General features: G+C 53.9%; 13 protein-coding genes. 9 read left to right on the forward strand and 4 right to left on the reverse strand.

Annotated features, from left to right (window positions below; all coding sequences use genetic code 11):
* Window positions 1–115: 115 nt before the first annotated feature.
* On the reverse strand, window positions 116–706 hold the full coding sequence (gene cobO / locus GS12_RS16915; protein WP_034949058.1) for a cob(I)yrinic acid a,c-diamide adenosyltransferase: 591 nt from the start codon (window positions 704–706) through the stop codon (window positions 116–118).
* Window positions 707–1468, reverse strand: a complete 762-nt coding sequence (locus GS12_RS16920; protein ID WP_034949060.1) for a YciK family oxidoreductase — start codon at window positions 1466–1468, stop codon at window positions 707–709. It abuts the gene before it with no gap.
* Between the two features lie 179 nt (window positions 1469–1647).
* Between GS12_RS16920 and sohB the strand changes: the two genes are divergently transcribed.
* Entirely contained in the window at window positions 1648–2697 is a 1050-nt protein-coding gene (gene sohB / locus GS12_RS16925; protein ID WP_034949062.1) for a protease SohB, read from the forward strand.
* A gap of 27 nt (window positions 2698–2724) precedes the next feature.
* On the opposite strand, the gene GS12_RS16930 is transcribed toward sohB, so the two are convergent.
* A complete protein-coding gene (locus GS12_RS16930) occupies window positions 2725–2973 on the reverse strand; it encodes a DUF2498 family protein (protein ID WP_034949063.1) in 249 nt (82 codons plus the stop codon).
* A gap of 406 nt (window positions 2974–3379) precedes the next feature.
* Here GS12_RS16930 and topA point away from each other — a divergent pair, with 406 nt between their 5' ends.
* The 5 genes from topA (at window position 3380) to acnA (ending at window position 11081) form a co-directional block, all read left to right on the forward strand.
* Complete coding sequence (gene topA, locus GS12_RS16935) at window positions 3380–5992, forward strand: type I DNA topoisomerase (protein ID WP_034949065.1); 2613 nt, start codon at window positions 3380–3382, stop codon at window positions 5990–5992.
* A 165-nt stretch (window positions 5993–6157) separates the two neighbouring features.
* Window positions 6158–7132: an HTH-type transcriptional regulator CysB gene (cysB, locus tag GS12_RS16940; protein ID WP_034915102.1), complete on the forward strand. Its 975-nt coding sequence runs from the start codon at window positions 6158–6160 to the stop codon at window positions 7130–7132.
* 503 nt (window positions 7133–7635) lie between these two features.
* Entirely contained in the window at window positions 7636–7794 is a 159-nt protein-coding gene (locus GS12_RS23505) for a YmiA family putative membrane protein (RefSeq protein ID WP_072016914.1), read from the forward strand.
* A 3-nt stretch (window positions 7795–7797) separates the two neighbouring features.
* Window positions 7798–7956: a hypothetical protein gene (locus tag GS12_RS24655; RefSeq protein WP_156103071.1), complete on the forward strand. Its 159-nt coding sequence runs from the start codon at window positions 7798–7800 to the stop codon at window positions 7954–7956.
* Between the two features lie 443 nt (window positions 7957–8399).
* The gene (gene acnA, locus GS12_RS16945; protein ID WP_034915098.1) at window positions 8400–11081 is read left to right on the forward strand and encodes an aconitate hydratase AcnA; all 2682 of its coding nucleotides are present in this window, start codon (window positions 8400–8402) and stop codon (window positions 11079–11081) included.
* A gap of 42 nt (window positions 11082–11123) precedes the next feature.
* Here acnA and ribA read toward each other — a convergent pair whose 3' ends face one another.
* Window positions 11124–11717 carry a GTP cyclohydrolase II gene (gene ribA, locus GS12_RS16950; protein ID WP_034915096.1) on the reverse strand — a complete coding sequence of 198 codons (594 nt, stop codon included), beginning with the start codon at window positions 11715–11717 and terminating at the stop codon, window positions 11124–11126.
* Between the two features lie 205 nt (window positions 11718–11922).
* Between ribA and pgpB the strand changes: the two genes are divergently transcribed.
* The 3 genes from pgpB to lapB all read left to right on the forward strand — a co-directional run bounded on the left by pgpB (window position 11923) and on the right by lapB (window position 14312).
* Window positions 11923–12684, forward strand: a complete 762-nt coding sequence (pgpB, locus tag GS12_RS16955; RefSeq protein WP_034949085.1) for a phosphatidylglycerophosphatase B — start codon at window positions 11923–11925, stop codon at window positions 12682–12684.
* Window positions 12685–12827: 143 nt separating this feature from the next.
* Window positions 12828–13136, forward strand: a complete 309-nt coding sequence (locus tag GS12_RS16960; RefSeq protein ID WP_034915095.1) for a LapA family protein — start codon at window positions 12828–12830, stop codon at window positions 13134–13136.
* A gap of 6 nt (window positions 13137–13142) precedes the next feature.
* Window positions 13143–14312: a lipopolysaccharide assembly protein LapB gene (lapB, locus tag GS12_RS16965; RefSeq protein WP_034949067.1), complete on the forward strand. Its 1170-nt coding sequence runs from the start codon at window positions 13143–13145 to the stop codon at window positions 14310–14312.
* Window positions 14313–14432: the final 120 nt, after the last annotated feature.

Raw genomic sequence — 14432 nt, forward strand, 5'->3', positions numbered from 1 at the left:
GAATCAGATCCGCCGGGCGGTTAAGCGTCACACTCAGGTCAGCGGTAGCCGCCGTCCGGCAGGTAAGCCTGCGGGTAAACGCGGTTAGTGAAAAAGGCGAGCGATCGCCTTTTTTTTACCAGTCGATGCCTTGCTGAGCCTGAATGCCTGCGTCAAAAGCATGTTTGACCGGACGCATTTCAGTCACCGTGTCCGCCATGGCGAGAATATCGCGATGGCAACCCCGACCGGTCACGATCACGCTCTGCTGCGGCGGCCGGTTCGCCAGCGCCGTCAGCACCTCTTCCAGCGGCAGATAGTCAAAACTCACCATATAGGTCAGTTCATCGAGGATCACCAAATCCAGCGTGTCGTCCTGTAGCATCCGTCTGCCATGCTGCCAGACCTGAAGGCAGGCTGCGGTGTCACTTTCACGGTTCTGGGTGTCCCAGGTAAAACCGGTTGCCATGACCTGAAACTCAACGCCATGCGGCTCCAGCAGGTTACGTTCGCCGTTGGGCCACTCTCCTTTGATGAACTGAATGACGCCTGCCCGCCGCTGATGGCCTACCGCGCGCGCCGCCGTACCAAAAGCAGCAGTGGTTTTACCCTTGCCGTTGCCGGTGAACACCATCAGAATGCCGCGCGCCTCTGTCGCGGCGGCAATGCGCGCATCCACTTTTTCCTTAAGCCGTTGCTGCCGCTGGCGGTGACGATCGTCGGCCATTTATTGCGCCGCTCCCGGTTTGCGTTTCGGCTGTGCGTCAAAGCTGCCGCCGGTAGTGTCGCGACTGTCATCGCCCATCAGCCACAGGTAGAGCGGCATGATATCGGCGGGCGTTTTCAGCTTGTTTGCGTCCTCCTGCGGGAAAGCGCTGGCGCGCATTTTCGTCCGCGTTCCGCCCGGATTGATGCAGTTTACCCGCAGAGAAGTGTCGGCATACTCTTCGGCAAGCACCTGCATCAGGCCTTCGGTGGCAAACTTGGAGACGGCGTAAGCGCCCCAGCCGGCCCGGCCCTGACGACCCACGCTGGAACTGGTGAATATCAGTGAGGCGGAAGGCGATTTCAGCAGCAGCGGCAGCAGCGCCTGAGTGAGAAAAAAGGTGGCGTCAACGTTAACGCGCATCACATCCTGCCAGACTTGCGGTGCCAGCTCAGCGACTGGCGTAATGTCGCCCAGCAGGCCCGCATTATGCAGCACGCCATCAAGATGCGGCGCCTGGCGCGCAATCTCTGCGGCAAGTTGCTGGCAGCGCTCGGGTGTGGCCTGCATCATATCAAGCACAAAAACGGCGGCAGGGGCTGCGCCGCTTGCGGCGATGTCATCGGCAACCCGCTGAAGTTTCTCCGCGTTGCGTCCCAGCAGCAGCAGGCGCGCGCCGTGGCGGGCAAAGGTAAGCGCTGCCTCGCGTCCGATGCCATCGCTGGCACCGGTAACCAGCACGATACGATCGTTCAACAAATTGAGTTCAGGTTGATATTCCACACGTTGCTCCCTGGTGAGGCGGCTGACCCGCCGTGAGTCATAAGCCGAAAACAGTAAAATGTAGCCTGTTTCCCGCCAGGGTGTAAACCGTGCTCTCTCCACAGGATAGACGCGACGTGATGAAGCGAGTCGGCTACACTGGCAGGATCAATACCAGGAAGTTAAATAAGGCGGAATGAGTGGAATTACTCTTTTATTATGGTTTATTTTTGGCCAAAACGGTCACCGTTGTGGTCGCTATTGCGATCGTTGTTATGTTGATTGCCAACCTTGCTATGCGCAAACGCAGCCAGACCGGGCGCCTTAAACTGACCGATCTCAGCGAAAGCTATAAAGAGATGAAAGACGAGATGATGCTTGCGCACATGAAGCATCACGATCGGAAACAGTGGCATAAAGAGCAGAAAAAGAGAGACAAAGCCGTGGCGAAGGCGGCGAAGCTTGAGGCAAAGCAGGGGGTGAAAACCGAAAGCAGCACGCCAACGCTCTATGTGATGGACTTCAAAGGCAGCATGGACGCGCATGAAGTGAATTCGCTACGCGAAGAGATTTCTGCGGTTCTGGCCGTCGCCAGAGAGCAGGATGAAGTGCTGCTGCGCCTGGAAAGCCCTGGCGGCGTGGTGCATGGCTATGGTCTGGCGGCCTCGCAGCTTCAACGCCTGCGGCAGAAGGGGATTCGGCTGACCGTTGCAGTGGACAAAGTGGCTGCCAGCGGCGGCTACATGATGGCCTGCGTAGCGGATCGCATTGTCGCTGCGCCTTTTTCAATCATTGGCTCTATTGGCGTCGTGGCGCAAATCCCTAACTTCAACCGCCTGCTAAAGCGTAATGAGATAGACGTGGAGCTGCATACGGCAGGGGAATATAAGCGCACGCTGACGCTGTTTGGGGAAAACACCGAGCAGGGCCGTGAGAAATTTCGTGAAGACCTTAACGAAACTCATCAGCTGTTTAAGCAGTTTGTGCATCAGATGCGGCCGGTGCTGGACATGGATCAGGTCGCTACCGGCGAGCACTGGTTTGGCAGCCAGGCGCTGGAGAAAAAGTTAATTGATGCCATCGGCACCAGCGACGATCTGATTATCGATCGCATCAGCAGTCATAAAGTGATCAATGTGCGCTACTTGCAGCGTAAAAAGGTTATCGATCGTTTCACCCAAAGCGCGGCAAGCAGTGCGGAACGTCTGCTGCTTAAACTGTGGCAGCGGGGCGACAAGCCGCTTCTGTAACTTTCCTGACGCCCGCGCTGTCGGGCGTCACTGTTGCAGGTGATAGCGGGAGGAAAGCGTCACCGCCAAAAATTTGAAAACGTTAAAAACCGCCGTACTTTTATCCGTTGGCAGCCCATTGGCATCAAGAAAATAGTCGCCGCGAAAAACGATGATGTCGCCATTCTGCTCAACGTCCGTCGCCATCATCCCGGGAAAATACTGTTCGTGTCCTGTGATGATCTCATTCGCTTTTTGCAGTAGCGTTTCACGATCGATAGCCTCTGTCTTGTTCATAATATTCCCTCCTTTATAGTACATCTGCGGCGTGTATCTTACGTCCGCGCTCTGAAAAAAAACAAGACGCCGGGCTCAGGATGGAAGATAGCTCTTTTTATTGTGCGCTGTGGCAGAAATTACCGCCAGATGCTAATTAAGTTGCTTAACAGATTTTATCAGGTAGAGTGTGGGCGTTTCATGTTCCGGGCGTAAATTTGACGTTACGCTTCAGATGGAATGCGGATTACAGATTGTAAAAGGTGCCGTTAATCAGCAGGTTGGCGTTTTGACCAGCGGGTGCTGAAGGCGCTGGCACAGCCGGGTTGATGTTTTGCTTCCTGGCCGCCATATCACAACGCGACGCGATTGCCTCAGGGCATACGGCACATTTACACTCGGATGTATCAATCAGGTAAAGGTAAATATGGGCAAAGCTCTCGTAATAGTTGAGTCCCCGGCAAAGGCCAAAACAATCAATAAATACCTTGGAAATGACTACGTGGTGAAATCCAGCGTCGGTCATATCCGTGATTTGCCGACCAGTGGTTCAACGGTTAAAAAGAGCGCTGACTCTACAACCAGTAAAACAAAAACGAAGGTCAAAAAAGACGAGAAGGCGGCGCTGGTCAACCGGATGGGCGTCGATCCCTGGCATGGCTGGGAGGCGGACTATCAAATCCTTCCCGGTAAAGAGAAAGTTGTTGCTGAACTGAAATCGCTGGCGCAAAACGCCGATCACATCTATCTCGCCACCGACCTTGACCGCGAAGGGGAAGCCATTGCCTGGCACCTGCGGGAAGTGATTGGCGGTGATGACTCGCGCTTCAGTCGCGTGGTGTTTAACGAGATAACAAAAAATGCTATTCGCCAGGCGTTCGATAAGCCGGGCGAACTGAATATTGACCGCGTTAATGCGCAGCAGGCACGTCGGTTTATGGATCGCGTGGTCGGCTACATGGTTTCGCCGCTGCTGTGGAAGAAAGTGGCCCGCGGTCTGTCGGCGGGGCGCGTTCAGTCCGTTGCCGTGCGGCTGGTGGTAGAGCGCGAGCGCGAAATCAAAGCGTTTGTCCCGGAAGAGTACTGGGAGCTGCACGCTGACCTGAACACCGCGAAAGGCATCGCGCTGCCGATGGAAGTGACGCATCAGGGCGAGAAACCGTTCCGACCGGTTAACGGCGAGCAGACGCATGCTGCGGTCAGCCTGCTTGAGAAAGCGAAGTACGTGGTGGCGGATCGGGAAGACAAGCCCACCAGCAGCAAGCCTGGCGCGCCTTTTATTACCTCCACGTTGCAGCAGGCCGCCAGTACGCGCCTGGGTTTTGGCGTGAAGAAAACGATGATGATGGCGCAGCGGCTCTATGAAGCGGGTCACATCACCTATATGCGTACCGACTCCACCAATCTCAGTCAGGACGCCATCGGCATGGTGCGCGGCTATATTGAAGACGAGTTTGGCGGAAAATATCTGCCGAAAGCGGCAAACGTCTATACCAGTAAAGATAATTCGCAGGAAGCGCACGAAGCGATTCGACCTTCGGATGTGGGCGTGCTTTCTGAACATCTGAAAGATATGGAAACGGACGCGCAAAAACTCTACCAGCTGATCTGGCGCCAGTTCGTGGCCTGCCAGATGATGCCTGCGCAATATGACTCGACCACGCTGACCGTGACGGCGGAAGATTTTAAACTCAAGGCGCGCGGTCGCACGCTGCGTTTTGATGGCTGGACGAAGGTAATGCCTGCGCTGCGTAAAGGCGATGAGGATCGCACGCTGCCGCAGGTTGATGTGGGCGAGACGCTTACGCTTGTGCAGCTCAACCCAAGCCAGCACTTTACCAAGCCGCCGGCGCGCTTCAGTGAAGCTTCACTGGTACGCGAGCTGGAAAAACGCGGCATCGGTCGTCCGTCCACCTATGCGTCGATTATTTCCACGATTCAGGATCGCGGCTACGTTCGCGTTGAAAGCCGCCGCTTTTATGCGGAAAAAATGGGCGAAATTGTTACCGATCGGCTGGAAAACAACTTCCGCGAGCTGATGAACTACGATTTCACCGCGCATATGGAAAGCAGCCTCGATCAGGTTGCGAATAACCAGGCGAAATGGAAAGCGGTACTGGATACGTTTTTTAGCGACTTCAGCCAGCAGTTGGAAATCGCGGACAAAGATCCGGAAGAGGGCGGCATGCCGCCTAACCAGATGATCCTGACCGATATTGACTGCCCGACCTGCGGACGCAAAATGGGTATTCGCACCGCCAGTACCGGCGTGTTTCTGGGCTGTTCCGGCTACGCGTTGCCGCCGAAAGAGCGCTGTAAGCAAACCATCAATCTGATCCCTGAAAATGAAGTGCTCAACATCCTTGAGGGTGACGACGCGGAAACCAATGCCCTGCGCGCGCGACGCCGTTGTAGCAAATGCGGCACGGCAATGGATAGCTATCTGATTGATAATACGCGAAAACTTCATGTGTGCGGTAATAACCCCTCCTGCGATGGATATGAAATCGAGCAGGGCGAGTTCCGTATCAAGGGCTATGACGGGCCGGTCGTTGAGTGTGAAAAGTGTGGTTCTGAGATGCACCTGAAAATGGGGCGCTTCGGTAAGTACATGGCCTGCACCAACGATGAGTGCAAAAATACCCGGAAAATTCTGCGAAACGGCGATGTGGCGCCGCCGAAAGAAGATCCGGTGCCGCTGCCTGAGCTGCCGTGCGAGAAGTCGGACGCATACTTTGTGCTGCGCGACGGCGCGGCGGGTGTTTTCCTTGCGGCCAATACCTTCCCTAAATCCAGGGAAACGCGCGCGCCGCTGGTGGAAGAGCTGCAGCGCTTCAGCGATCGTCTGCCGGAAAAACTGCGTTATCTCGCAGATGCGCCCGCTGCCGATGAAGAAGGCAACAAAAGCGTGGTGCGTTACAGCCGTAAGACCAAACAGCAGTATGTCAGCACCGAGAAAGACGGTAAAGCAACCGGCTGGTCGGCATTCTATACCGATGGCAAATGGAGCGTCACAACGAAAGGCTCCGCGAAGAAATAACCCTCAGGGCCAGCATGCTGGCCCTTTTTTCTCCTGCACCGCTGCGCTATACATCTTATTCGTATTTGATATAGTTGTTATTAATATTCCTTTCTTTATTATCAAATCGTATTACGCGCGGGGCGAACTCCCTGCTCCTGAAGACTATCCTGGACGGAACGATCGATGAAATTGCAGCAGCTGCGTTATATCGTTGAAGTGGTTAACCATAACCTTAATGTGTCTTCGACGGCGGAAGGGCTTTATACGTCCCAGCCCGGCATCAGTAAGCAGGTTCGTATGCTGGAGGATGAGCTGGGCATCCAGATTTTTGCCCGCAGCGGCAAGCATTTAACGCAGGTGACACCAGCAGGCCAGGAAATTATCCGTATCGCGCGCGAAGTGCTGTCGAAGGTGGATGCCATCAAATCCGTAGCGGGTGAGCATACCTGGCCGGATAAAGGCTCGTTGTACGTCGCCACCACGCACACTCAGGCACGCTATGCGCTGCCAAACGTCATTAAAGGCTTTATTGAGCGTTACCCGCGCGTTTCGTTGCATATGCATCAGGGCTCGCCCACGCAGATTGCCGAGGCGGTATCGAAAGGGAATGCGGATTTCGCGATTGCAACCGAAGCGCTGCATCTTTATGACGATCTCATCATGCTGCCTTGTTACCACTGGAATCGCGCGATTGTCGTGACGCCTGATCATCCGCTGGCGGGCAAGGAGAAAGTGTCGATTGAAGAGCTGGCAGAGTATCCGCTGGTGACCTATACGTTCGGTTTCACCGGCCGTTCCGAACTGGATACGGCGTTCAATCGTGCCGGGCTGGCGCCGCGCATTGTGTTTACCGCGACCGATGCCGACGTCATCAAAACCTACGTCCGACTTGGGCTGGGAGTGGGCGTTATTGCCAGTATGGCCGTCGATCCTGTTTCTGACCCGGATTTAGTGCGCATTGAAGCAACGGATGTTTTCAGTTTCAGCACCACCAAAATCGGCTTCCGTCGCAGCACCTTCCTGCGTAGCTATATGTATGACTTCATCCAGCGCTTCGCGCCCCATTTGACGCGAGACGTGGTGGATGCCGCCGTCGGTTTACGCTCTAACGAAGACATCGAAGCGATGTTTAAAGACATTAAATTACCGGCGAAATAGTCTCGGAAGTGAATATTTGCCTTATGTCAAGCGGGACGCACATTGTGCGTCCTTTTTTTGACTGGCCCTTATGTCAAACCTGACGATAAAAGTTTTAGAAATTTTCAGTTAATTAAACATGAATCACATGTTTTCTCATTGTTGTTACTTAAATGAGAAACAGCACACATTTTTTACGATCTGACTTTGCGTAACGCCAGGATGATTCTCATACTCTGGTTAAGGAGGCATTGAGAGAGGCGTAACATAAGGGCTGATGAAATAACTTCCAGTAATGATTGGATCTTAAGTAAGGTTTTCTCAGGTAAATTTTACTTAATTCTCATTTAATTGACTTAAGTTTAATTAAAGCCTGCCGATAATGTTTATGTGATTCGATAAATCCAATTAATCGTACGGCGCAACAAAAATTACTGGATTTTGCTTCATAAAATGTTTAGGATTCATCCTAATTTCTGATTGCTTCAAACAATCGTTTTCAATGAGAGTGATTATCAAAAACTATGGCTACCAGACTATCTGTACAACCCGGCTTCGGGCATAAAACCATCAAGGTTCAGCGTACCAGCAATCTGAAACGCAGAGCCTGGTTAGCGGTCTTCACTGGCTCAGCGGTATTTTGGATTGCTGCTGCTCTGATGATTTGGCGTATATGGGGTTAAGCGATGCAACCACAGACTCACGATCAGAAACTGCGACAGAGCAGTAAATCGGGCAAGCACTATTACCAGGCGAAAGCTAAAGCTGATGTGACTATTCCGCCATCGTGGGAACTGAATGAGCTTCAGCGCAACTTTATTGAATCGATGATCGAAAAAAAGTAATGTGCAGTGCCTTTTCAACCGTTCCAGGTTGAAAATTAATAAAAAAAACAGATTCGCTTATTTACCCGACTTGAGGGTAGGCCACATTGTGACCTGAATACCGAAATATTTATTTACGGAATTATATTCCGCATTTATTTCACAGCCAGCTTGCGGAGGTAAAAATATGAATTTAACTCAAATGACGTGGGTTAGTACCTGGACCTTTTCCGCACTGTTCTGGACAAGCCTGCTCTGGCTTGGCATGATGATGCATTAATCGCGTCCGACTTAATAAATTTTAAACGCCCTGCGGTGTCAACCGCGGGGCGTTTTGCATTTCCGATTATTAAAATAGTTGTCGTTTTGTGTTGTTATCAAAACGTTACCTCTTGTGTGTACTATGTTTAAATCAGACCATGTATTTGATCAGGTTATGATAAAAATGAGACACAGGAGGAGTAATGTCTTCTACCCTACATTCACACGTTAAAAATTCTCTTAATGTCGGTGAGCAACAGTATCACTATTTCAGCCTGCCGGCGGCGGCGGACGAGCTGGGCGACCTTTCCCGTCTGCCTAAGTCCCTAAAAGTGCTTATGGAAAATCTCCTGCGCTGGCAGGATGGCGATACGGTAACGCTTGATGATATCAAAGCATTAGCGGGCTGGCTTGAACACGCGCACGCGGATCGGGAGATTGCCTATCGTCCCGCGCGCGTACTGATGCAGGATTTTACCGGCGTCCCGGCGGTGGTCGATCTCGCCGCCATGCGCGAGGCGGTAACGCGTCTCGGCGGTAACGTGTCAAAGGTCAATCCGCTGTCGCCGGTCGATCTGGTTATCGACCACTCGGTGACCGTTGACCATTTTGGCGATGACGATGCTTTCGAAGAAAACGTGCGGCTGGAGATGGAACGAAATCACGAGCGCTACGTCTTTCTGCGTTGGGGACAAAAGGCCTTTGATAAATTCAGCGTGGTGCCGCCCGGCACCGGCATCTGTCATCAGGTCAATCTTGAATACCTTGGCAAGTCCGTCTGGCATGAAAACCTCAATGGCGAAGAGATCGCCTATCCCGATACCTTAGTGGGTACCGACTCGCACACCACCATGATTAACGCGCTGGGCGTGCTTGGCTGGGGTGTGGGTGGCATAGAGGCGGAAGCCGCCATGCTGGGCCAGCCGGTCTCGATGCTGATCCCGGACGTGGTGGGTTTCAAGCTCACCGGCAAACTGAAACCGGGCATCACCGCCACCGATTTGGTGTTGACGGTGACGCAGATGCTGCGTAAGCACGGCGTGGTGGGCAAATTCGTGGAGTTTTACGGCGACGGTCTCGACGACCTGCCGCTGGCCGATCGTGCGACCATTGCCAATATGGCGCCCGAATATGGCGCGACCTGCGGCTTTTTCCCCGTCGATGACGTTACCGTCAGTTATATGTCCCTGACCGGACGGAGCAGCGAGCAGGTTGCGCTGGTCGAAGCCTATGCAAAAGCGCAGGGATTGTGGCGCAACACCGGTGACGAACCGGTATTTACCAGTTCGCTGGCGCTGGATATGGGCGACGTCGAGGCCAGCATCGCCGGGCCGAAACGCCCGCAGGATCGCGTTGCGCTGGGCGATGCGCCGCGTGCCTTCCAGGCCAGCAACGAGCTGGAGGTCAATCAGGCGAAAAAACAGCATCAGTCAGTGGATTACACCGATGCCAAAACCGGTCGCGCCGAGAAGCTGGAAGACGGCGCGGTAGTGATCGCCGCAATCACCTCCTGTACCAACACGTCCAATGCCAGCGTGCTGATGGCCGCGGGCCTGTTGGCGAAGAAGGCCGTCACGCTTGGCCTGAAGCGTCAGCCATGGGTGAAGGCTTCGCTGGCGCCTGGCTCGAAAGTGGTTTCAGATTATCTGGCCGCCGCGCGGCTGACGCCCTGGCTTGATAAGCTTGGCTTCAATCTGGTGGGCTATGGTTGTACTACCTGTATCGGTAACTCCGGGCCGCTGCCTGATGCCATTGAAGGGGCTATTAAGCAGGGCGACCTGACCGTTGGCGCAGTGCTCTCCGGTAACCGCAATTTTGAAGGCCGCATCCATCCTTTCGTGAAAACCAACTGGCTGGCGTCGCCGCCGCTGGTGGTGGCTTACGCACTTGCGGGCAATATGAACATCAATTTGCAAAGCGATCCGCTGGGAACCGACACAACCGGCAAACCGGTTTATCTGAAGGATATCTGGCCGAGTCCGGAAGAGATTGCCGAGGCGGTACAGCTTGTCTCCACCGAGATGTTTCATAAAGAGTATGCCGAAGTGTTCGAAGGTACGCCCGACTGGCAACAAATCAGCGTCAGCGAAGCCGCTACCTACGACTGGGATGAAGGCTCAACCTATATTCGTCTGTCGCCTTTTTTCGATACGATGGAAAAAGAGCCGGCGCCCGTTCAGGACATCAAAGGCGCGCGGGTGCTGGCAATCCTGGGCGACTCCGTCACCACCGACCATATTTCACCGGCGGGCAGCATCAAAGCCGAAAGTCCGGCGGGACGCTACCTGCTGGCGCACGGCGTGGAGCGCAACGATTTTAACTCGTACGGCTCGCGTCGCGGCAATCATGAAGTGATGATGCGCGGCACCTTTGCCAATATTCGTATTCGAAACGAAATGGTGCCCGGCGTGGAAGGGGGCGTCACGCGTCTGATCCCCGGTAACGAGCAGATGGCGATTTATGACGCTGCGATGAAATATCAGCAGCAGTCTGTGCCGCTGGCGGTGATTGCCGGTAAAGAGTATGGTTCCGGCTCCAGCCGCGACTGGGCGGCAAAAGGGCCGCGCCTGCTGGGCGTGCGTGTGGTGATTGCCGAGTCGTTCGAACGTATTCACCGTTCCAATCTGATTGGCATGGGGATTTTACCACTGGAATTTCCGCAGGGCGTCACGCGTAAAACGCTTAAACTCACCGGTGATGAAATCATTGACGTGGAAAACCTGACGCAAATCACCCCGGGCGGCATCGTCAAGGTTACTCTTACCGGTATCGACGGCCAGAGTGTGACGCTGGATGCACGCTGTCGCATTGACACGGGAAATGAGCTGACCTACTACAAAAATGACGGCATCCTGCACTATGTCATACGTAATATGCTCGATTAAGAAATAAGAAGAAGTAAGGGACGCCTCAGCGTCCCTTTTTTTTTACTCTTTATTCAGCAGATGGCCCATTTTGGCCGCTTTGGTATCCAGGTAGTGCGCGTTCTCCGGATTGCGACCGACAATTAACGGCACGCGCTCCACAATGTTGATCCCCGCTTCGCTGAGAATTTCAACCTTACGTGGATTATTGGTTAACAGCCGAACCTCGTTAACGCCAAGCAACTTGAACATGTCGGCGCAGAGGGTGAAATCGCGCTCGTCGGCCGCAAAGCCCAGTTGATGATTGGCTTCTACCGTATCATAACCCTTATCCTGCAATGCATAGGCGCGGATCTTATTCAGCAGGCCGATGTTGCGTCCTTCCTGGCGATGGTAGAGCAGCACGCCGCGCTGCTCTTCGGCAATATGATTCAGCGCCGCTTCCAGCTGAAAACCGCAGTCGCAGCGCAGGCTGAACAGCGCATCGCCGGTCAGGCATTCGGAATGCACGCGCGCCAGAACCGGCTCGCTGTTGGTAATATCACCAAAAACCAGTGCGACATGATCCTGGCCCGTCGCCAGTTCCTCGAAACCCACCATCAGGAAATCTCCCCATGGCGTTGGCAGTTTTGCTTCTGCCACCCTTTTAAGCTGCATGTGACTCTCCGAACCTTATGTTGCGCTATCCTCATGGTAGCGCGCTTTCACTAAAGCGATCCGGCCATTTTGCCACAATCATGGCCGGGAAGGTTAATGCCTTAGCGCTATTGCTATAATAGTGCGCGGTTACCGCACTGTGCAGCAGTATGTTATTATTTTTCATCATTTTAATGACGATAATTGTTTTAAGGCCTGGCTACCTATGTTTGATATCGCTAAACGTACTACCTTCGGTGCGCTGTTGTTACTCCTGATGCCTGCCGCCGTATGGATTTCTGGCTGGCAGTGGCAGCCCGCCGAATCAGGTTTTGGCCTTAAGATGCTGTTCTGGCTGACCGAAACCGTCACCAGCCCCTGGGGCGCGGTGACCAGCGCAGTTCTCTGCCTGTGGTTTTTATGGTGCCTGCGTTATCGGCTGAAGCCCGCGCTGGTGTTGCTTTGTATCGTGGCGGTCGCGCTGCTGGCCGGGCAGTACACCAAAAGTTTTATTAAAGAGCAGGTTCAGGAGCCACGTCCCTATGTTCTCTGGCTGGAAAAATCACAGGGGCTTGATCAGAAAACTTTTTACGAACTGAAACGCAAGCAGCGCAGCAGGATGGTGCAGGAAGCGATCCGGGAAGATACCCTGTTGCCGACCTGGCTGAAAAAACATTGGGAGTTTGAAACCGGCTATGCTTTTCCCTCCGGGCATACCATGTTCGCCGCCAGCTGGGCGCTGCTGGCTATCGGCCTGCTGTGGCCGCGTCGTCGGCTGGTTACCGTTGTATTACTGATGGCCTGGGCAATTGGCGTGATGGCCAGCCGTCTGGTGTTAGGGATGCACTGGCCACGCGATTTGATCACCTCCACATTGATCAGTTGGGTGCTGGTCACGCTGGCAACCTGGCTGGTGCAGCGTTGGTGCGGGCCGCTGACCGTGCCGCCTGAGGAGCATAAAGAGATCGAGGAGCGCGAACAGTCGTGATTGTTTTTCGTGGTTCTGACCCCATAACATAATGATGGCAACGATATTTTCGCCGTCCCGCTTGCTGCTGCTGTATCAGACAAGCAACAGAACTTTTTTTTTGGCATAATTCATCTGGTTAACATCAGACTAAGGGATGGACTGTGAAATATTTGCTGATTTTCTTACTGCTATTAGTCATTTTTATCGTCTCTGTTACGCTCGGCGCGCATAACGACCAGGTCGTCACCTTCAACTATCTGCTGGCGCAGGGTGAATACCGCGTTTCCACACTGCTGGCAACGCTTTTTGCTGCGGGTTTCCTGCTTGGCTGGGCAATCTGTGGCCTTTTCTGGCTACGCGTTCGCGTCTCTCTGGCACACTCACAGCGTAAACTGAAACGCCTTCAGCAACAGTTGGGGCAAAGCGATGAAGCGGCTGGCGCCTCCGCCGTTGTGGTCGTTAAGGAATAAACGCGCATGTTAGAACTGCTGTTTCTGTTATTACCCGTTGCCGCTGCCTATGGCTGGTATATGGGGCGCAGGAGTGCGCAGCAGGATAAGCAACAGGAGGCCAGTCGGCTTTCCCGCGATTACGTGGCGGGCGTTAACTTTCTTCTCTCTAATCAGCAGGATAAAGCAGTCGATCTGTTTCTCGACATGTTAAAAGAGGACAGTGGCACTGTTGAAGCGCATCTGACGCTGGGCAATCTGTTTCGCTCGCGCGGCGAAGTGGACAGGGCGATCCGCATCCATCAGGCTTTGATGGAGAGTGCATCGCTGACGCTGGATCAGCGACTGCTGGCGGTGCAGCAGCTTGGGCGTGACTATATGGCGGCCGGGTTTTACGATCGCGCCGAAGAGATGTTCAGCCAGCTGGTTGATGAAACGGATTTTCGCGTCAGTTCTCTTCAACAGCTTCTCCTCATCCATCAGGCCACCAGCGACTGGCCGAAAGCGATTGACGTTGCCGAACGCCTGGTCAAACTCGGCAAAGAGAAGCAGCGGATGGAGATCGCCCACTTCTATTGTGAACTGGCGCTTCAGGCAATGGGCAGCGACGATCTCGACAGAGCGATGAGCCTGCTGAAAAAAGGCGAATCAGCCGATCGTCAGAGCGCGCGCGTATCAATCATGATGGGCCGCATTCACATGGCGAAGGGTGAATACGGTAAAGCGGTGGGGCACCTGCAACGCGTGATTGAGCAGGATAAGGAGCTGGTCAGCGAAACGCTGGAGATGCTGGAAACCTGTTTTCAGCGGCTCAATCAGCCCGAAGCGTGGGCGGAATACCTCAAGCGATGCGTTGAAGAAAATACCGGCGCGGCGGCCGAGCTTTATCTTTCCGATATCATTGAGCGGACGGAAGGCGGTGAGGTGGCGCAGATCTATATTAATCGCCAGCTTCAGCGTCATCCCACCATGCGGGTATTTCATCGTCTGATGGATTATCACCTTTATGAAGCGGAAGACGGCAGGGCAAAAGAGAGCCTGATGGTGCTGCGCGATATGGTAGGTGAGCAGATCCGCACCAAGCCACGCTATCGCTGTAATAAGTGCGGATTTACCGCGCACGCGCTTTACTGGCATTGCCCGTCATGCCGCGCCTGGTCCTCCGTGAAGCCGATTCGGGGCCTTGACGGCCAGTAAATACGTCGGCCTGCGTGGGACAGACTTTTGATTTTTAGTTACAACATACTAATGCTTTTTTTTATTTTCAGCAGCAACGGCGTTTGCTGTAGGTAAATGTCAGGCAGGAAAACGGTGACT

The organism is Erwinia oleae (genome assembly GCF_000770305.1).
Classification (GTDB): Bacteria; Pseudomonadota; Gammaproteobacteria; order Enterobacterales; family Enterobacteriaceae; genus Erwinia; species Erwinia oleae.

Bases quoted from the DNA above. Each gene is read 5' to 3' on its own strand.
- GS12_RS16930 (WP_034949063.1), bottom strand. From the start codon at position 2,973: ATGAACAAGACAGAGGCTATCGATCGTGAAACGCTACTGCAAAAAGCG.
- cobO (WP_034949058.1), bottom strand. From the start codon at position 706: ATGGCCGACGATCGTCACCGCCAGCGGCAGCAACGGCTTAAGGAAAAA.
- cysB (WP_034915102.1), top strand. From the start codon at position 6,158: ATGAAATTGCAGCAGCTGCGTTATATCGTTGAAGTGGTTAACCATAAC.
- GS12_RS23505 (WP_072016914.1), top strand. From the start codon at position 7,636: ATGGCTACCAGACTATCTGTACAACCCGGCTTCGGGCATAAAACCATC.
- lapB (WP_034949067.1), top strand. From the start codon at position 13,143: ATGTTAGAACTGCTGTTTCTGTTATTACCCGTTGCCGCTGCCTATGGC.
- pgpB (WP_034949085.1), top strand. From the start codon at position 11,923: ATGTTTGATATCGCTAAACGTACTACCTTCGGTGCGCTGTTGTTACTC.
- GS12_RS24655 (WP_156103071.1), top strand. From the start codon at position 7,798: ATGCAACCACAGACTCACGATCAGAAACTGCGACAGAGCAGTAAATCG.
- acnA (WP_034915098.1), top strand. From the start codon at position 8,400: ATGTCTTCTACCCTACATTCACACGTTAAAAATTCTCTTAATGTCGGT.
- topA (WP_034949065.1), top strand. From the start codon at position 3,380: ATGGGCAAAGCTCTCGTAATAGTTGAGTCCCCGGCAAAGGCCAAAACA.
- ribA (WP_034915096.1), bottom strand. From the start codon at position 11,717: ATGCAGCTTAAAAGGGTGGCAGAAGCAAAACTGCCAACGCCATGGGGA.